The sequence below is a fragment of the Methylopila sp. Yamaguchi genome, assembly GCF_002897035.1.
GTDB lineage: Bacteria > Pseudomonadota > Alphaproteobacteria > Rhizobiales > Methylopilaceae > Methylopila.
In genome coordinates, this window is record NZ_BAUX01000005.1 from 170,102 (window position 1) to 188,135 (window position 18,034).

The following is an 18,034-nucleotide window of genomic DNA, read 5'->3' on the forward strand; positions in this document are numbered from 1 at the left end:
CGCACCCAGCGCGAGATAGGCCCCGGCCGGTCGCCGGCGAGCCTCGCGGCGCCGAGCTGAACGGCCGAAAGACCCGCTCGCGCGAGCGGGTCTTTCGAGCTCCAGGCGGCCCGCCTTGCCTCTTACGCCACCAGGAAGTCGGCGGCGGAGAGCGAGGGCGCCGAGCTCAGCGTCGCGAACAGCAGCGCCGCCGAGCCTCCGACGCCGTCGGCGTCGTAGAACAGGGAGCCGGTGCTCGCGTCGTAGAGGATGTGATCGTCCGCATCGAGCGCGGCCGAGCCGAGGACGAACGAGCCGGCGTCGAGCGCGCCCACTCCGAGCGCCGTGAAGACCTTCGAGCTCAGCTCGATCGAATCCTCGCCCGAGGTGAAATCGGAGATCACCGCGGCGCTCTTCCGCACGTCGACGGTGAAGACGAAGGTGTCCTCGCCGGCCCCGCCGGTGACGGTCTTCGCCCCGGCGAAAGCGTCGAGACGGTTGTCGCCGTCGGAGCCAATTAGGTTGCGGACGTAGCGGTTCGCCGTGAGATCCGCGTCGGAGCCGTCCGCGGCGATCAGGGTTTCGATCGCGACGCGGGCCCCGAGCTTGAAGTCGGCGGAGGCGACGATCGTGTCCGCGCCCTCGCCTGCCGCTTCGATCACCGTGTCGCGCGAGTTGTCGACATAGTAGGTGTCGTCGCCCAGGCCGCCGCTCAAGGTGTCCGCGCCCTGCCCGCCGTCGAGCGTGTCGGCGCCGGCGCCGCCCTCGACCACGTCCGCGAAGGCGCTGCCGACGTAGACGTCGTCGCCGTCGCTGCCGATGAAGTGCTGCGGGCGGCTGGCGAGGAGATCCTCGAAGACCGAAGCGTCGCCCGCGCGCGCCGCGGCGTGCAGCAGGTGGACGGGGTTCGAGGACCCGGCGCCGGGAGCGACGTCGAAGCCGAGGCCCGTGATCTTCAGCGCCTCGTAGAGATTCTGGATCAGGCCGGCGGAGCCGACGCCTTCCGTGCCGGTGGTGTCTGCGGTCCAGGCCCCAAACGTGAGGCTGTCGAGGGCGCCGGTGATCCCGTGGCCGTACTGGGAGCCATGGTGGATGAAGTCGTAGGCGAGCTCCTCCCCGCCGAACACAAGGCGCGCGTCGGTCGCGACGCCGCCTTCCGTGTACTGGTACGCGAGCTGGTCGCCGTTCATGTAGTAGGTGCCGCCGAAGGCCTGGTCCGGCGTGCCGCCATAGAACTTGTAGGCCGCGCCGGTGGCGACGCCTGCGAAGAAGTCGGCGAGGAAGGTCGTCATGTCGACGCCGGTCGACGCGCCGCTTGCGTCCAGCGTCAGCATCCCACCGGCCGCGATCGTCGAGGCGTCGAGCGTGCCGTCGGCGAATTCGAGCTGCTCGACGTCGACGAGCTGGTCGGCGCCGTCCGAGGTCGCGCCGGCGCGCAGGTCCACGACGTGCAGCACGCCCGCCAGGTCGCGCGTGATCGCGTAGTCCGCCCGGTCGCCGCTGTAGACCGCCGTGTCGACCCCGCGGCTGCCGTAGATCTTGTCGTCGCCCCCGCCGCCGGTGATGCGGTCGTCGCCCGCGTTGCTCCGGATGACGTCGTTGAACGCCGTGCCGACATAGACGTCGTTCCCCCGCGATCCAAGGAAGGTCTGCGCCTCGGAGTCGAGCGCGTCCGCATAGGTGTCGAAGCGCGCCTGGTCGCCGGAGGAGCCGTACATGTGGGCGAGCGCGAAGTTGTGCACCGCCCCGGTCGCCTCGATCCCGACCGCTTCGGCGTTGTCCGCCGGAACCGGGTTGCTCAGGTCGAGGCCGGTGATCGTCAGGGCGACGTTTCCGCCGGTGAAGTAGCCGTTCGCGTCATAGGAGCCCTCGCCGATCGTGCCGTACTCGATCGTGTTGATCGTGCCCGCCACGGTGTGCGTCCCGAACGCGTATTCGACCTGGCCATGCGCCAGCACGTACTTCGACGTCGCCTCGGTCCCGTAACCGATGAACATCTCTTCGCCGGAGAAGGCGCTGCTGTTGTCGAACACCGGGAAGCCGGAGCCGGTGGCGTCGGCGACGAACTGACCCCGGACGTAAGCTTCGAAGTCGATGCCCGTGGCGTCGAAGACCGCCGACTTGGCGTTGATCGTAATCATGACAGCTCCTGAAAAGGCGGATGTGCCGTATCGTCCAGATGAAAAGCGCGATCAGATCGTGCGGAGCCGCCGCCGGACCTGCTGCGCCTTGGGCGTGCGGCGTCCGGTCATGGAAGCTGTGCCCTAAAAAACGAGCGAGATCGGCGGATGCGAACCTTCGGTCGCTCGGATCGAACGGCTCGCGAGGATGGCGTCAGACCCTCGCGATCGATCGGCCTCGTTCCGCTGGCGAAGCGGCGCCTAAGTGTGGTTACTGGGCGGAAGACTGCAGCCTATGCGGCCGTTCTTGGAAGAGCGGGCGTCCTTCCCAGCCGCGCCGCGGCTTCGGGCCCACGAGAACGCGCCAATGCATGACAACCGCACGACCGCTCCGGCCGTTGCTCCGGAAGAGGGCGGCGGGGCCGCGGAAGAACTGGCCCACCGGCTCCGGCAGCAACAGCTGACGGCCGAGTATGGGCATTTCGCGCTGCGGACGTTGGACACCGCGGCGCTGCTGCAGGAGGCGACGCGGGCCTGCGCCCTGGGTCTTCACAGTGAGCTGTGCAAGGCGATGGAGTTCCTGCCCGAGGAGCAGCAGTTCGTCGTGAGGGCGGGCGTCGGCTGGAAACCGGGGGTCGTGGGCCACGCCCGCCTTCGGGCCGATGCTGAGAGTCCGACCGGCTACGCCTTCCGCACCGGCGAACCGGTCATATCGAACGATCTGGAAGCGGAAACGCGGTTTCGCACGCCGCAACTCCTGCTCGAGCATGGCGTCAAGCGGGCGATCAACGTCGTCGTCCAGGGCGAGGGCAAGCGGTTCGGCGTCCTCGAAGTCGACAGCCCGACGGAAGGGCGCTTCAACGAAGCCGACGTCGCCTTCATGCAGGGTTTCGCGAACCTGCTGGGCGTGGCGATCGAGCGGCAGCAGTTCGAAGCGGCTTTGATCGCGAGCGAGGCGCGGGCCCAGGCCGGCGAGGCCAAGCTGGAGCGGGCGCTGGCGCATCAGGAGGTGCTGACGCGGGAGATCAGCCACCGGGTCAAGAACAGTCTGGCGATCGTCGGCAGCCTTTTGGCCCTGCAAGGACGGATGTCGACAAGCTGCGATCTGAAACAGGCTCTCGCCGACGCGCAGGCGCGCGTCCACACCATCGCCCAGGTGCACGACAGGCTGTGGCGCACGGACGAGGTGGAGACGATCAGTCTCGCCGGTTTCATGGGAGACCTCTGCGATCAGATGCGGTCGGCCGCGGTTCCCACGCTCACGCTGACCTACGACTTCGCGGCTGTCACCTTGCCCACCGATCGTGCGGTGCCGTTAGCGTTGCTCGTCAACGAACTGGTCACGAACGCTTTCAAATACGCCTGCCCCACAGGGACGGAAGAGGTCCGAATCGCCGTCAAGCCGTCGTCGGCGGGCCTGCTGCGGCTCGAGGTCCAGGATCAGGGGCCGGGTTTGCCCTTCGCCTTCGACGCCCAGACGTCGGCGAGCCTGGGCATGAAGCTGATCGCCAGCCTCTCGAAGCAACTCGGCGGGCGCCCGGAGTGGCGAAGCTCCGACGCCGGAGCGCATTTTGCGCTCGATTTTCCGATCGAGGACGCGCCGCGCGAAGACGAGCGACCGGAGTCCGTCTAGTTCTCGTCGAGGAAGGACAACTCCGCCCGCGACGCCACAGGCGACGGCGGCGAGGTCAGCACGTCCTTGATCGCCGCTCGGATCACCGAGGGGTAGTAGGGCTTTTCGATGAAGCGGCCGTCGTCCGGCAGATCCTCGTTGCGCACGACGTGATGCGCAGACGCGACGATCAGCTTGACGTGCGGCCAGCGCCGATGGACGACCTCGGCAAGCGCGATCCCGTCCATCGTCCCCGGCATGTGAACGTCGGTGAACAGGAGCGTCACGTCGGGCGTGCGCTCCAGCAGGGCGATGGCGGCGGCGGCGTTTGCGGCGGAATGAACCTTCAGTCCGGCGTCCTGGATCATGTCGACCGCAGCCATTCGGATCAGCGGCTCATCCTCGACGACCAACACCGTCATGTTCATCGCGCGCCTCCTCCGTCCAAAAAGGAGGCAACGCAGGTCCGGACCAAAGGTTTCCCGAAGGTCGCCGCCCGCTGATCGGCGCCCGGCGGCGCACGGACAGCGCCGAAGCGCGAGGTTCGACAGCCGCTCTCCACAGCCGCCCACGGCGCTCAGGCCGCCGTTGAAAAGGCAGCGGGGCCGCAGCTCCGGCGGAGCGGCGGCCCGGGGTCAGGTCCGGCGCGGCTTAGACGATGCTCTCGTTCAGCCGCCCGTCGACGGTCCGGACGGTCTCGTCGATCGCAGCGTTCGGCATGCCGAGTTGATGCGAGACCAGCTTAACCAGCAGGTCCACCCGTTCGATGAACGGCGCGCCGCTCGCCACCGCCCGGGCCGCGGACGAGGGCTTCAGCAGGCTCTCCGCCGCCTTGGCGTACTTCTCGAACGGCACCTGGTCCTGGGCGTCGGCGCCGAGACGCCGAGCGACCGCGTCGACATGCTCGTAGATCGAGCGCGAGACATCGATGTCGCCGTGCACCGCCTCACGGATCGACTGGGGCGCGCCCTCGGGCGTGACGCAACGGTAGTTGCCGGTGAGCAGCATCGACCACTTGGCCAGCGGCACGAACAGCGAGTCGAACACCTTGAGCTTCACCGGCACGTCCTTGCCGTCGAGCGTCACGGCGTCGATGTCCGCCTCCAGCTCACGAAGCAGGGCGTTGTGCGCCTCGTCCTCGAAGGTCGCGGCCTTGAAGTTGGTGGGCAGGCCGACGTGCAGCACGTTGGCGCCCTCTTCCGGGGGCCGGAAAGCCTGCGGATCCGGCGAGCAGAGCGACATCAGACCCGGCTCGAAGCGCTCCCAGACCTGGGCGTTGGTGAAGGCCTCTTCGAGGTCCATCCCAGCGAGCGCCGGAATCCGCTTGAGGTAGGGCAGCGGCGGCATGTTCATGATCGACAGGCAGGGCAGCTTCGCCTCCGCGATCTTGATCATCAGCACGCGGATCGTGTGGTTGGCGTACTGCGGCTCCTGCATGGCGAGGCCGACCAGATCGTAGCGCGAGACGTCGACGTCCTGAGGCGTCGTGGCGTCCAGCTTTCCCGGCAAGTCGCGCGAAAAGATCGCGCGGTGGTCCGGCTCGTCACGGAGCTTGATGCGCACCTCGGTGCCTTCGTTGTTGATGAGGTCCGCGGTCTTTCGCCGGCACACCAGCGTGACGTTGTGCCCGGCCATCAACAACTTCGTCGCGAGCAACGAGCCGTAAGACGCTCCAAGAATTAGAATGTTGCGCGCCACGATCCCACTCCCGACATTTATGCGACAAATCTCGGTCCTCCCTATCGTAAGGGGTTGAGGGGAACAATGAGACAGCGCCCCGCACCCCCGTCATACTTTCGAGGCGCCCGCGGTTGCGCGCTGAGAGCGCGACCCTTCTGTCGCCGCCTGCGGCCGCACCGTCGGTCAGACCGGAGCGTCCGGCTCGGGGGGCGCCTCGGCGGGAGTGGAGCGCCCCAAACGCGACGGAGCCGACGACCCCGGACGGGGGACGTCGGCTTCGAAGTTGAGCGGGCGCTTTGAGACGCCCGCTCGGGAGACCCGGTCAGCGGGGGGACGATGGACCGGGCTCCGCTCCCCCCAGGCCTTCGCGCGGGCCTGCGGGAAACTCATGCGGCGCCAGGCCGGGCGGAGGAGGCGGCGGCGGCCCCATCACCCTCGCCGCGCGAACCAGCTGCTCCGGCGTCAGCTGGCTGCGCAGCGCAGCGACCGCCGTCTTGAGGGCCGTTCCTGCCTTGCCGCGCTCTTCGGCATGGACGGCCAAAGCCTCCGCCAGCGCGAACGGATCGGTCACCAGATCCTTCGAGGGCGGAGGCGGCGGCGCGAGCACGGACTGCAGCGCGTCGGCGTAGTTCCGCCACGCGTCGAGTTGTGCGGCGCGGATGCCGATCGCGGTCTCCTCGGCGCTCAGGCGGCCCGCAAGGCCAAGGGGGCCCATCGGACCGAAAGGTCCCTGCGGGCGTCCGAACGAGCCGGGCGGCGGGCCGCGCCGTCCCGGCGGGGGAAGCTCGGCGTCGGGGCTCATGACGCGAGGCGGCGGACGTCCTTCCGCGTCGAGCTGCGCGACCTTCATCTCGTGGACGGAGGTCTGATCCTTGGGCGCCTCGATGACCGGGGCGCTAGACGCCACGGCCACCGCCGCGAACGTGGCGAGGCCGGCGGATGCGCCGAGAAGAATGGAACTGAGCGTTTTCAACCGAACGCTCCTCTGCTGCTGATGTCGAACGCCGTCACCATCGACGTCGACGGTTTCACGCAGAGGTCGGAGCATAATAATACATGTCTTGTTTGTTATAAACTGTGTCTCATCGTTGCTTAGGCGCGGCCGGCAACGTTCAGTTACGCAAAATCTGGCGCCGCATGTCCGCGGCGGGCTAGCGATCCTCCAGGACGATCATCAAGACGGACGACCATGGCCGACGCCGCCACGCACATCCTTGTCGTCGATGACGACGAGGAAATCCGGAAGCTCCTCAGCCGCTATCTGCTGACGCAGGGCTTTCGGGTCTCAACCGCCTCCGACGGCAAGGAGCTAAAAGAGCGGCTCGGGGCGGGCCGCATCGACCTCATCGTGCTGGACGTGCTCCTGCCCGACGGTTCCGGCATCGACCTGTGCCGCGATCTGCGCAGGACCTCGACGGTCCCCGTGATCCTCCTCACCGCGCTGAAGGAGGACGTCGACCGCATCATCGGGCTTGAGATCGGCGCCGACGATTACATCGGCAAGCCGTTCAACCCGCGGGAGCTCGTCGCCCGCATCCGCGCGGTCCTGCGTCGCACGACCGAGCGTTCCGCTCCCGGGACCACGATCCGCGGCAAGGTGTTCCGCTTCGCCGACTTCGTCGTCGACAAGGATGCGCGACGCGTCGCCGGTTCCGAAGATGTCGAAATCCCGCTCACGGCCGCCGAGTTCGATCTGCTGATCGCGTTTCTGGAACGGCCGGGCCGCGTGCTGTCGCGCGAGCAGCTTCTGGACATCACCCAGGGCCGCGGCGCCGGCCCGTTCGACCGTTCGATCGACGTGCTCGTCAGCCGGGTGCGGCGCAAGCTCGGCGACGGCGGCACGTTCCAGATCCTCAAGACGCTTCGCAACGGCGGCTACCAGCTGACGGCCCGGGTTGAGACGGACGGCGCCGACGCATGAGGGGCCTCGGCATCCGCATCGCGGCGCTGCTGACGATCGCGATCGTCGTCGTGATCGCGCTCGTGACGCTTCTCGCCGTGCAGCTGCTTGGCCCTCCAGGGGGCCCGATGGGCGGCGGCTATCGGGCGTTCGACCGCCTCGCTCTGGCGAGCGCCCTCCTGTTCGACGCTTCGCCGAGCGAGGCCGATCGACTGGCCGCCGTCCACGGGCTGCAGATCGCCGCCGGGCCGCCCGAAGGCCGGGAGCTGCGCCAGGAAAGCGACGCCGCCTCCGCTCTTCTCGCCCGGCGCGGCGTCGAAACCGCGGTCGTGATCATCAAGGCGAAGGACGGGCCGCCGCTGTCGGCCGTCAAGCTGCGGGACGGCCGGTGGCTCACCTCCGCCGAAACGCCTCATGGCGGTCCTCCCCCCAGGGACTGGATCGTGTTCGCGCTCTGGCTGCTGCTGATCGCCACGGGGACCGGCGGCGTCGTCATGTTCGCGGTGCTGCGGGTCACCCAGCCGCTGCGGATGCTGGAACGCGCCGCCGCGGCGGTCGGCCCGGACGGAGAGCTCACTCCCCTGCCCGAGCGCGGACCGCCCGAAGTCCGCGCCGCGGCGCAGGCGATCAACCGCCTGTCATCGGGACTGCGGAACGCTATGGAGAGCCGCATGCGGCTGGTGGCGGCGGCGGGGCACGACCTCCGAACGCCGATGACCCGCATGCGGCTCCGCACCGAGTTCATCCCCGAGAGCGAGGACCGCGACCGGTGGCTCGCCGATCTGGCCGAATTGGACCGGATCGCCGACAGCGCCATCCGTCTCGTGCGCGAGGAAGTCGATCCCGACGCCCGGCATCCTGCGCGGATCGACGCGCTGATGGACGACATCGTCGCGGAACTCGCGGAGATCGGGCTCGACGTGCGGATGACCCGCGCCTCGCCGGCCGTCTCCGACGTCCGTCCCCACGCCATGAAGCGCGCGCTCCGCAATCTCGTCGTCAACGCCGCGACCCACGGGCAGGCCGCCGCGGTCGCCGTGACGGTGACCTCGCAGTCGGTTATCGTCGCGATCGAGGACTCGGGGCCGGGCATCCCGGACGCATTGCTCGAACGGGTCTTCGAACCGTTCTTCCGCGTAGATCCAGCGCGCAAAGCGCCGACGCCGGGCGCAGGGCTCGGCATGGCGATCGCCCGCGAGATCATTCGTCGCAACTCCGGGGAGCTCGCGGTGACGAACCGGCCAGCCGGCGGACTCGTTCAGGTCGTCACGCTGCCGTTGTGGCGCGCATCCGAAGAGGCGATCGCATGATCCGCTGCCCTGCCCTGTTCCGGCTGCTGCTCTGCCTGCTGTGCCTCGTCGCGCCGCTCCGCGCGCCCGCCCACGCCGGCCTCGCCGCGGCCCCTGCCCTGGTCTCGCTCATGGCGGCCGAGGAGAAGAAGGACGACGGTTGCCGCCAGGGCGAGCGGACCAAGGCTTTCGGCTGGATGCTGGTGAGCTACGGAATTGACACGCTGAAGTATGTGGTCGGGCTGTTTCTGATCCCGATCGGCTTGCTGCTTGTCTGCATCGGCGCCGTGATCGCGCTCGCGGAAGCCGCAGCCTGCGGCTGAAACGTCAGGCCGCGCGGCGCGCTTCGCCCGCGACTCCGTCCGCGGCGCCCTCGATGAGGGCCCGCCACAGCACCCGCCGCGGATCGACAGGCCCCGGAAGCGAGACCCGGCCGGCCGGAACCCGCGTGAAGCCGACCCGGGCGTAATAGGGCTCGTCGCCGACGAGCATCACCAGGCGGTGGCACTTGGCCGTGGCCGCGTCGAGCGACGCGTTCAGCAGCGCCAGGCCGATCCCTTTGCTGCGGAAGGCGGGGTCCACCACCAGCGGCCCCAGCAGCAGCGCGTCGCAGCCGCCGATCAGGATCGGCGTCATCCGGTTCGACCCCACCAGGAACGTCCCGACGCGGGCGACGAAGGAGAGGTCGCGCGCCGGCGCCACGCCCTCGCGCAGCCGATAGGCCGAACGGGCGAAGCGGCCGGGGCCGAAGGCCCGCTCCTGCAGATAGTCGATGGCCGCCTCGTCGGACGGCTGCTCGTGGAGGAGCGCGAGGGGAAGCGAAGTCATGGAACGCTCGGACGGTGAGGGAGGCGATCGACCGGCCGGGCGCTCCCCGGCGGTCAGGCGTACGGACGGGTCGCGCTTGAAGCGGCGCGGCGAACGATCCGTCGTCGGGAGGTGGGCCTGAGGTCGAGCGTCATGACGGCCGAGCGCGTAGCACGCCGCGCGCGCGCACGCAAAGCCCGGCGCCGCCGCACGCCCGTCAACCAGGATGTCGCCCTATGTTAACCCGAGCGTTCGTTCAGGGAGGATCGCATGGGGTTGCTTGTCGACGGCGTCTGGCGGGACCAGTGGTACGACACGTCGTCCTCCGGCGGACGGTTCGAGCGGCAGGCCGCGAGCTTCCGCAACTGGATCACGCCCGACGGCGCCCCCGGCCCGAGCGGCGAAGGCGGCTTCAAGGCGGAGGCGGGGCGCTACCGGCTCTATGTCTCGCTGGCCTGCCCCTGGGCGCACCGCACGCTGATCGTCCGCAAGCTCAAGAGGCTCGAGGGCCTGATACCCGTGGCGGTGGTCGATCCTCGGATGGGCGAGGAAGGCTGGGTCTTCGGCGACTTCCCGGGCTCGACGCCGGACGAGCGCAACGGCGCCCGGCGGCTGTCCGACATCTACCTCAAGGCCGCGCCCGGCGTGACCACGCGCGTCACCGTGCCGGTCCTCTGGGACGACGAGCGGTCGACGATCGTCTCGAACGAGAGCGCGGAGATCATCCGCATGTTCAACTCGGCCTTTGACGGGCTGACCGGCGACACGACCGATCTCTACCCCGAGCCGCTCCGCGCCGAGATCGACGCCCTGAACGCGCGGGTCTACGACCGCGTCAACAACGGCGTCTACAAGGCAGGGTTCGCGACCACGCAGGAGGCCTACGATGAGGCGTTCGAGGCGCTGTTCGCCGAGCTCGACGCGCTGGACGCGCGCCTCGCCGACCGGCGGTACCTGCTCGGATCCGCGGCGACGGAGGCGGACTGGCGGCTGTTCACCACGCTTGTCCGGTTCGATCCCGTCTATGTCGGCCACTTCAAGTGCAACCGTCGCCGGATCGCGGACTACGCCAACCTGTCCGGCTATCTGCGCGATCTCTACCAGACGCCGGGCGTCGCCGAGACCGTGAACCTCGCGCACATCAAGACGCACTATTACTGGTCGCACACGACCATCAACCCGACTCGGGTGATCCCCCTCGGTCCCGCGCTCGATTATGGCGCGCCGCATGACCGCGCCGCGCTCGGCTAGCGCCCGCCCCCTCACCAGCGGCCGGCGCCCGCGCCGGCGCCGACGATTTCGAGCAGCCGTCGCCGGGTCGCCGGCGTGACGTCCTCGGGCAGGTCGTCGACCCGACACCACCGCCGCTCCGCGATCTCGCGGTTCGGCGGCGGCTCGGGCCCGATCCGAACCGCCCGCGTGACGAAGGTCGCGACGTGATCACGGCCTCCAAAGCCCGGATTGAAATGCAGCCCATGGAGTACGACGTCGTCGCCGGCGACGACCCCGGTCTCCTCGACGAGTTCGCGGATCGCCGCCTCATGCGCGCTCTCGCCGGGGTCCACGGCGCCTCCCGGAAGGTGCCAGCCCGGCGCATAGCCGTGACGCACGAGCAACACGCGCCCCTCCGCGTCGAAGGCTGCGACCCGCACGCCGAGCGTCATGGCGCGCCGCATCCGCCCGTAACGCGCGACCAAGTAGCTGAGAACACGGGATTTCAGCATGGAGATCAACCCGCTCCTTCTGTCCGATCAGGACGCCGCAGGCCCCATGGCGAATCCGCATATCGGCCAACCTCGGGCAAGACTGGTGAAAATCGAGGCGGAATGCCTATTTGGACTGCAGGAGATCGAAGGACGCCCCAACGGCGGCGCGTCTCTCCGCAAACGAGGCTTATGATGTTCTGGCTGTTTTCGTTCCGTCGCGGCGCTGAGAGGCGGACGGCGGACTTTGTATGGCGTCCGTCGCTGCGCGCGCCCAACGGCCGCGCGATCGCCGCGCTGATGACCTTCTCGGGCAACTGAGACACCGGTCTCGCGCACTCAGTCCCGTTGAGCGCCGGCCATGCGGAACGCATGCGCCGGCGTCGTCGTTTTTGGGGCGCGCGTGATGCGCATGTGATAGCGAAGCGGCTATAAGGGCGTCCGTGACCGTCATCGCCCACCTTTCCGATCCGCATCTCGGCCCCCTCCCCCGCTTCACCGTCTTCGAGCTCATGTCGAAGCGCGGTCTTGGCGCGATCAACTGGTTCCGCCGCCGGCGACGCTGGCACGACATGGCGGTGCTCGACCAGATCGTCGCCGACGTCATCGACGAGGCGCCGGACGCGGTCGCGGTCACCGGCGATCTCACGAACCTCGGCCTCGAGTCCGAATTCCTGCCGGCTGCGGCCTTCCTCGGACGCTTCGGCCCGCCGGAGAAGGTCGCGGCGATTCCCGGCAACCACGACGCCTATGTCCGCCGCGTGGCGAGCGCGCCCGCGCGCGTCTGGGGCGCGCACATGTCGAGCGACGACGGCGCGTCCGGCTTCCCCTATGTCCGCCGCCATGGGCTGGTGGCGTTGATCGGCCTCTCCTCCGCCGTCGCCACGATGCCGCTGGCGGCGACCGGCGAGGTCGGCCAACGCCAGCGCGACGCCCTTGGCCCGCTTCTGCGCAGCCTCAAGGCCGAGGGCCTGTTCCGCATCGTGCTCGTCCATCATCCCGTCGCCGAAGACGGCACCCCTTGGATGCGGCGCCTGCGCGACAAGGAAGAGCTGCGCGCCGTGCTCGCGGCGGAGGGCGCCGAACTCGTCCTCCATGGGCACAATCACGAGCCCGCGCGCCAGTCGGTGGCGGGGGCGGACGGTGAGATTCCCGTGATCGCGGTGCCGTCCTGCTCCGCGGGGCCGTTCAGCCACGAGCCGCCCGCGGCCTACAATCTCTATGTCGTCTCCGGGGAACCCGGCGCGTGGCGCTGCGAGGCGATCACCCGCGGGCTGAAGCCCGACGGGACGATTGGCGAGACCGACCGCTTCACGGTGGCCTGACGCCGGTTCAGATGAACCAGGGCATCAGACCCTTGGCGGCCGCAGCGATGACGGCGATGACCAACGCCGCCCCGAAGGCGCCGCCGACCCCGAAGGCGAACAGCACCGCGAGCGCGCGCGCCCAGACCGGCGACGGCCGTTTCGGAACCGGCGTCGGAGCGAGCGCCGGAGCCGGCGGCTCCACGACGGCCGGGCCGGCGTCGTCGAACACGTCGTCCGCGAGCAGGCGCTCGCGTTCGACGAGGCGGCGCGCGACGTAGGACGTCACAGCGTCGACGATCGGCTGGATCTCGGCGCTTTCGGCGATCGCCGCGCGCCCATGCCGCCCGTCGCGCAGGAAGCGGTAGGTCTTCCGATCGCGGGCCATCTCCACGAAGGCGACCATGTCGACGAAGAGCCGCGGCCGCTCGCCGGGCACGAGGCCGATGTCGAAGATGTCGACCTCGGGGGGAAGGTCGGCGAAGACCGGCGCCAGCGCGTCGCGCAGCGCCTCCAGTCGGCCGAGCTCCGCGTGCTTGAGGCCGATCACCACGTCGGTCCGTTCCACCGCCTCGACCCGAGCGCGCCTCAGCGCCTCTCGCAGCGGCGGCACGCCGCCGCGCGGGGCGCCGTTCGCGGCGGGAAGATCTTGGGGACGCTCGTCACGCATGGCCTCACGATAGCAAGCCGCGAGCGCGCCGCGAAGCGCGGCGAACCCGGATGCGCACAGGCGCTCGCGTCATTCTTCGATCACCATGAGCAGATCCTTGGCGTCCACCGGGGAGCCTGGCGTCACCAGCACCTCTTTGACGCTCCCTCCGCGCTCCGCGTGGATCGAGGTCTCCATCTTCATCGCCTCGATCGAGAGCAGCACGTCGCCCTGCGCGATCTTCTGGCCGGTCTTGACCGAAACGGTGGAGATGATCCCCGGCATCGGCGCGGCGACATGGGCGGGGTTGCCATCCTCCGCCTTGCGCCGCGCCTCGCGCACGTTGGCGGCGAACCGGTTCGGCACCTTGATGATGCGCGGCTGACCGTTCAGTTCGAAGAAGACCTTCACCTGGCCCTCCTCGTCCGTCTCGCCGACGCCGAGGTTGCGGATCATCAGCGTCTTGCCGCGCTCGATCTGGACCGCCAGTTCGTCGCCGGCGGCGAGGCCATAGAAATAGACCGGCGTCGGCAGCGCGGAGACGGGACCGTACTTCTTCTCGGCCAGCGCATAGTCCACGAAAACCTTGGGGTACATCAGGTAGGACGCGAGCTCGAAGCCGGAAACCTCGCGCTCGATCTTCGCCTCGACCTCGGCCTTCGCGGCGTCGAGGTCGGTCGGCGGCATCAGAGCCCCGGCTCGACCCTCGATGGGCTCTTCGCCCTTCAGCACCTTCCGCTGGATGCCCTCAGGGAAGCCGCCGGGCGGCTGGCTGAGCTCGCCCTTCATCAGCTGGACCACGCTCTCCGGGAACGAGACGTCGACCGCCGGGTCCTCAACCTCGGCGCGGGTGAGCCCGGCCGAGACCATGGTCAGCGCCATGTCGCCAACGACCTTGGAGGTCGGGGTGACCTTGATGATGTCGCCGAACATGTCGTTGACGTCGCGATAGGTCCGGGCGACCTCCGTCCAGCGGCTCTCGAGTCCCATGGAGCGCGCCTGCTCCTTGAGGTTGGTGAACTGCCCGCCCGGCATCTCGTGGAGATAGACCTCGGACGCCGGCGCCAGCAGGTCGTTCTCGAAGGCGGCGTACTGCGCGCGCGCCGCCTCCCAATAGAGCGAGATCGCCCGGATCGCGTCGAGGTCGAGCCCGCTGTCGCGCTCCGAGCCCTTCAGGGCGGCGACCACCGAGCCGAGGCACGGCTGCGAGGTCATGCCGGAGAAAGCGTCCATGGCGGCGTCCACCGCGTCGACGCCGGCGTCGATCGCCGCGAGCAGCGTCGCCCCGGCGATGCCGGAGGTGTCGTGGGTGTGGAGATGGAGCGGAAGACCGGTCTCCTCCCTCAGCGTCTTGACCAGAAGCCGGGCCGCGGCGGGCTTCAAAAGGCCCGCCATGTCCTTGAGGCACAGCACATGGGCGCCGGCCGCCTCGAGCTGCTTGGCGAGGTCGACATAGTACTTGAGGTCGTACTTGGCCCGCGACGGATCCAGGACGTCGCCGGTGTAGCAGATCGCGGCCTCGCAGATCTTTCCGGCCTCGCTCACGGCGTCCATGGTGACGCGCATGTTGTCGATCCAGTTCAGGCAGTCGAACACCCGAAACAGATCGACGCCGCCGTTCGCGGCCTGGCCGATGAAGTAGGCCACCGCGTTGTCCGGATAGTTGGCGTAGCCGACGCCGTTCGAGCCCCGAACCAGGCACTGCAGCAGCAGGTTTGGCGCCGCCTCCCGGATTTTGGCGAGGCGCTCCCATGGATCCTCGGTGAGGAAACGCATCGCGACGTCGAAGGTCGCCCCGCCCCAGCACTCGAGGCTGAGCAGTTCGGGGAGGCCATGCGCGTAGGACGACGCGGAGGCCGCGATGTCGAAGGTGCGGACGCGGGTCGCGAGCAGCGACTGGTGCGCGTCGCGCATCGTGGTGTCGGTGAACAGCACGCGGCTTTGCGCGCGCATCCACTCGCCGAACTTCTTCGGCCCGAGCTTTTCGAGCAGCTGGCGCGAACCGGAGGACGGCCGCCCGTCGCCGAAGACCGGCGGCGTCGGAACCGGCGCGCCCGCCTTGGGCCTTGCCCGGCCCTTGGCCTCCGGATGGCCGTTGACGGTGACGTCCGCGACGTAGGTCAGCAGCTTCGTCGCCCGGTCCTGCCGCTTTTCAAAGGCGAACAACGCCGGCGTTTCGTCGATGAAGCGGGTAATGGTCTGGCCGGCGAGGAAGGTCGGGTGCCGGACCACGTTCTCCAGAAAGGCGAGGTTCGTTGCGACGCCGCGGATGCGGTACTCGCTGATGGCGCGCTGCATGCGCAGGCACGCCTCCTCGGCCGTGGGCGCCCAGGCCGTCACCTTCTCCAGCATCGGATCGTAGAACCGGGTGATGACCGCGCCGGAATAGGCGGTGCCGCCGTCGATGCGGATGCCGAAGCCCATGGCGCCGCGGTAGGCGGTGATGCGGCCATAGTCCGGAATGAAGTTGTCTTCGGGGTTCTCGGTGGTGATCCGGCACTGCAGCGCATGGCCGTTGAGGCGGATGTCGTCCTGCGACGGCACGCCGGACTCCGGCGTCCCAATCGTTTCGCCCTCGATCACCTTGATCTGCGCCTTCACGATGTCGACCCCGGTGACGACCTCAGTCACCGTGTGCTCGACCTGGATGCGCGGGTTGACCTCGATGAAGTAGAACTCCCCGGTGTCGGCGTTCATCAGGAACTCGACCGTGCCGGCGCCGAGGTAGTTGGTGGCGCGGGCGATCTTGAGCCCGCTCTCGCACAGCGCCGCCCGGGTCGCGGCGTCGAGGTAGGGCGCCGGCGCCCGCTCGACGACCTTCTGATTGCGGCGCTGCACCGAGCAGTCGCGCTCGAACAGGTGCACCGTGTTGCCGTGCCGGTCGCCCAGAACCTGCACCTCGACGTGGCGGGCGCGCTCGACGAGTTTTTCGAGATAGACTTCGTCCTTGCCGAACGCAGCCTTGGCCTCGCGCTTGGCGTTGGTGACCTCGTTGATCAGCTTCGACATCTCGCGGATGACGCGCATGCCGCGTCCGCCGCCGCCCCAGGAGGCCTTCAGCATCACCGGCAGGCCGATCTCTTCGGCCGCCTTGCGGATGGCGTCCGGATCGTCGGGCAGCGGCGCGGTCGCGGGCATCACCGGCACGCCGACGCTTTCCGCCAGATTGCGCGCCGCGACCTTGTTGCCGAGTGAGCGCATCGTGTCCGGCGACGGACCGATGAAGAGGATTTTGGCCTCCGCGCAGGCCTCGGCGAACTCCGGGCTCTCGGACAGAAAGCCGTAGCCCGGATGGATGGCGTCCACGCCGGCCTCGGTCGCGACGCGTATCACCTCAGGGATCGAAAGGTAGGCTTCGAGCGGCCCCATCCCGCGGCCGACCTGATAGGCCTCATCGGACTTGAAGCGGTGGAGCGAGAGCTTGTCCTCCTCCGCATAGATCGCGACGGTGCGGATGCCGAGCTCCGCCGCGGCGCGGAACACGCGGATCGCGATCTCGGAGCGGTTGGCGACGAGGAGCTTTCGGATCTTGCGGGGCGGCACGACGAGCGCAGGGGCGTTCATTGAGACGTTCGACCTCCGGATCGTGACGAAAGGCGGCCGAGGCGGCCGGCGGAGCGAAATCGGATCGCAGGCGACGGGCGAACGCGAGAGATCCCCGCCTCGCCCCCATCGTTGAAGGCGAGGTTATACGAACGTTTGACGGGATAAAGAGCCGAGCCGCGGTTCAGATGCGGCCGGGCGACGGCGGGGCGTTGGCTGGAACGACCGGAGCGCCCTCGCGCGGTTGCGGCGACGGCGCGCCGGCCGCCGCGCGGACGGGCGTCACGCGCTTAGTCGTCCGCAGCTCCTCGGAGATGTAGGCGAGTGCCACGAGGATAAGAGCGCCCAGCAGCGAGAACGTCACCTGCGTGACGACGCCATGGCCGAACCAGTCGAACACGCCGTGGCTCATCGCCGCGAACACCGTCGAGATCACGAACAGCGGCAGGCTCTTGCGCCCGATCAGCACCATGGAGCGGCCGAGCAGCGTCTCGCCCAGGCGGCTCTCCTTGCGGATGAACAGCGCGGCGAGGTGAGCCATGGCGAGAAAGTGGGCGAGCCGCACCGGCGAGGCGTTCGCCTTGTCGGCGATGTCGGTGATGAAGCGGAGCGGCCTCCACTCGTAGAGGCCGAGCGTCGCCCAGGGCGCGGCGGCGATGAAGGCAACGATGACGATGGTGAGCGACAGCGCGATCGCCGCCGGCGCCGCCATGACGTTCCGGAACCAGGGCTCCTCGCGCGCGAGGAAGATCGCGAAACCCGCTAGGAATACCGCCTGCCACGCGAAGGGATTGAAGGTCCAGAGCCGCGTGTCGGGGTAGGACGACAGTGTCGCGCCGGAGACCTGCGCCCAGGTCCAGACGCCGACGGCGAAGGCCGCGTAGAAGTACCACCGGTCCCGGAACAGCCAGAACAGGACCCCGACCATGATCGTGAGCAGGATGTAGAGCGGAAGGATGTCCAGCAGCGGCGGGAGGTAGCCGAGCATCGCGAGCTTCGGCAGCACCGTTTCGGTCGCGACGAGGAACGGGCGCACGAACAGGTCCCGCTCCATGATGCTGGAGCCTGCGTATTCCCGGTACAGCACGGCGAGCGTCGCGATTACCACGAAGGCCGCGATGTGGTGGAGATACAGGGTGAACGCGCGCTGGAAACCGTAGGGGATCGCCATGATCGGGCGGTCCAGGAACTTCCCCACGAACATGCTCGCCATCGCGAAGCCGGACAGGAAGACGAAGAGCTCGGCGGAGTCCGACACGCCGTAGTTCTTCGTCGTGAGCCAGCTCATGACGTTGTTGACGCTGTGGTTCCAGAAAATGAAGACGATCGCGAGCCCGCGCCAGAAGTCGAGCCTCCAGTCTCGCGACGAGACGGGAGCTCCCGCCGGATGCTTCGCAGCCTGCGTCGTCGCACCGCCATCCGCCAAGACGCCATCCTCGCTGGTTTGA

16 protein-coding genes are annotated in these 18,034 nt (G+C 68.8%); 7 read left to right on the forward strand and 9 right to left on the reverse strand.

What is annotated here, in order from left to right:
* Window positions 1–122: 122 nt before the first annotated feature.
* Complete coding sequence (locus METY_RS07905) at window positions 123–2,120, reverse strand: calcium-binding protein (RefSeq protein WP_103120834.1); 1,998 nt, start codon at window positions 2,118–2,120, stop codon at window positions 123–125.
* Between the two features lie 346 nt (window positions 2,121–2,466).
* Here METY_RS07905 and METY_RS07910 point away from each other — a divergent pair, with 346 nt between their 5' ends.
* Window positions 2,467–3,732, forward strand: a complete 1,266-nt coding sequence (locus METY_RS07910; protein ID WP_103120923.1) for a sensor histidine kinase — start codon at window positions 2,467–2,469, stop codon at window positions 3,730–3,732.
* Here the strand turns inward: METY_RS07910 and METY_RS07915 are convergent.
* From METY_RS07915 to METY_RS07925, 3 genes are all read right to left on the reverse strand, one after another.
* On the reverse strand, window positions 3,729–4,139 hold the full coding sequence (locus METY_RS07915; protein ID WP_103120835.1) for a response regulator: 411 nt from the start codon (window positions 4,137–4,139) through the stop codon (window positions 3,729–3,731). The genes METY_RS07910 and METY_RS07915 overlap by 4 nt on opposite strands.
* A 223-nt stretch (window positions 4,140–4,362) precedes the next feature.
* A complete protein-coding gene (locus METY_RS07920) occupies window positions 4,363–5,409 on the reverse strand; it encodes a ketopantoate reductase family protein (RefSeq protein ID WP_103120836.1) in 1,047 nt (348 codons plus the stop codon).
* A 304-nt stretch (window positions 5,410–5,713) separates the two neighbouring features.
* Window positions 5,714–6,364 (reverse strand): hypothetical protein, encoded by a 651-nt coding sequence (locus METY_RS07925; RefSeq protein ID WP_103120837.1) that lies wholly within the window; start codon window positions 6,362–6,364, stop codon window positions 5,714–5,716.
* Between the two features lie 216 nt (window positions 6,365–6,580).
* Here METY_RS07925 and METY_RS07930 point away from each other — a divergent pair, with 216 nt between their 5' ends.
* From METY_RS07930 to METY_RS07940, 3 genes are read left to right on the forward strand one after another with little or no spacing between them, the layout of a single operon-like run.
* Window positions 6,581–7,312, forward strand: a complete 732-nt coding sequence (locus tag METY_RS07930; RefSeq protein ID WP_103120838.1) for a response regulator — start codon at window positions 6,581–6,583, stop codon at window positions 7,310–7,312.
* Window positions 7,309–8,601: an ATP-binding protein gene (locus tag METY_RS07935; protein WP_103120839.1), complete on the forward strand. Its 1,293-nt coding sequence runs from the start codon at window positions 7,309–7,311 to the stop codon at window positions 8,599–8,601. Before METY_RS07930 ends, METY_RS07935 begins: the two co-directional genes overlap by 4 nt.
* Window positions 8,598–8,903: a hypothetical protein gene (locus tag METY_RS07940; protein WP_103120840.1), complete on the forward strand. Its 306-nt coding sequence runs from the start codon at window positions 8,598–8,600 to the stop codon at window positions 8,901–8,903. Before METY_RS07935 ends, METY_RS07940 begins: the two co-directional genes overlap by 4 nt.
* 4 nt (window positions 8,904–8,907) lie before the next feature.
* Here the strand turns inward: METY_RS07940 and METY_RS07945 are convergent, their stop codons facing one another.
* Window positions 8,908–9,408, reverse strand: a complete 501-nt coding sequence (locus tag METY_RS07945) for a GNAT family N-acetyltransferase (protein ID WP_103120841.1) — start codon at window positions 9,406–9,408, stop codon at window positions 8,908–8,910.
* Between the two features lie 249 nt (window positions 9,409–9,657).
* Here METY_RS07945 and METY_RS07950 point away from each other — a divergent pair, with 249 nt between their 5' ends.
* Complete coding sequence (locus METY_RS07950; protein WP_103120842.1) at window positions 9,658–10,638, forward strand: glutathione S-transferase family protein; 981 nt, start codon at window positions 9,658–9,660, stop codon at window positions 10,636–10,638.
* An 11-nt stretch (window positions 10,639–10,649) separates the two neighbouring features.
* Here the strand turns inward: METY_RS07950 and METY_RS07955 are convergent, their stop codons facing one another.
* The gene (locus METY_RS07955) at window positions 10,650–11,111 is read right to left on the reverse strand and encodes an NUDIX domain-containing protein (RefSeq protein WP_103120924.1); all 462 of its coding nucleotides are present in this window, start codon (window positions 11,109–11,111) and stop codon (window positions 10,650–10,652) included.
* A gap of 174 nt (window positions 11,112–11,285) precedes the next feature.
* On the opposite strand from METY_RS07955, the gene METY_RS21590 reads away from it, so the two are divergent.
* Both METY_RS21590 and METY_RS07960 read left to right on the forward strand, forming a co-directional pair.
* Window positions 11,286–11,411, forward strand: coding sequence for a hypothetical protein (locus METY_RS21590; RefSeq protein WP_255400842.1), 126 nt, complete (start codon window positions 11,286–11,288; stop codon window positions 11,409–11,411).
* 122 nt (window positions 11,412–11,533) lie between these two features.
* Window positions 11,534–12,415, forward strand: a complete 882-nt coding sequence (locus tag METY_RS07960) for a metallophosphoesterase family protein (protein WP_103120843.1) — start codon at window positions 11,534–11,536, stop codon at window positions 12,413–12,415.
* A gap of 7 nt (window positions 12,416–12,422) precedes the next feature.
* Here METY_RS07960 and METY_RS07965 read toward each other — a convergent pair whose 3' ends face one another.
* The 3 genes from METY_RS07965 to METY_RS07975 form a co-directional block, all read right to left on the reverse strand.
* On the reverse strand, window positions 12,423–13,064 hold the full coding sequence (locus METY_RS07965; protein WP_103120844.1) for a hypothetical protein: 642 nt from the start codon (window positions 13,062–13,064) through the stop codon (window positions 12,423–12,425).
* 69 nt (window positions 13,065–13,133) lie between these two features.
* Window positions 13,134–16,607, reverse strand: coding sequence for a pyruvate carboxylase (gene pyc / locus METY_RS07970; protein ID WP_103120845.1), 3,474 nt, complete (start codon window positions 16,605–16,607; stop codon window positions 13,134–13,136).
* A 163-nt stretch (window positions 16,608–16,770) separates the two neighbouring features.
* Window positions 16,771–18,012, reverse strand: a complete 1,242-nt coding sequence (locus METY_RS07975) for an OpgC family protein (protein WP_103120846.1) — start codon at window positions 18,010–18,012, stop codon at window positions 16,771–16,773.
* Window positions 18,013–18,034: the final 22 nt, after the last annotated feature.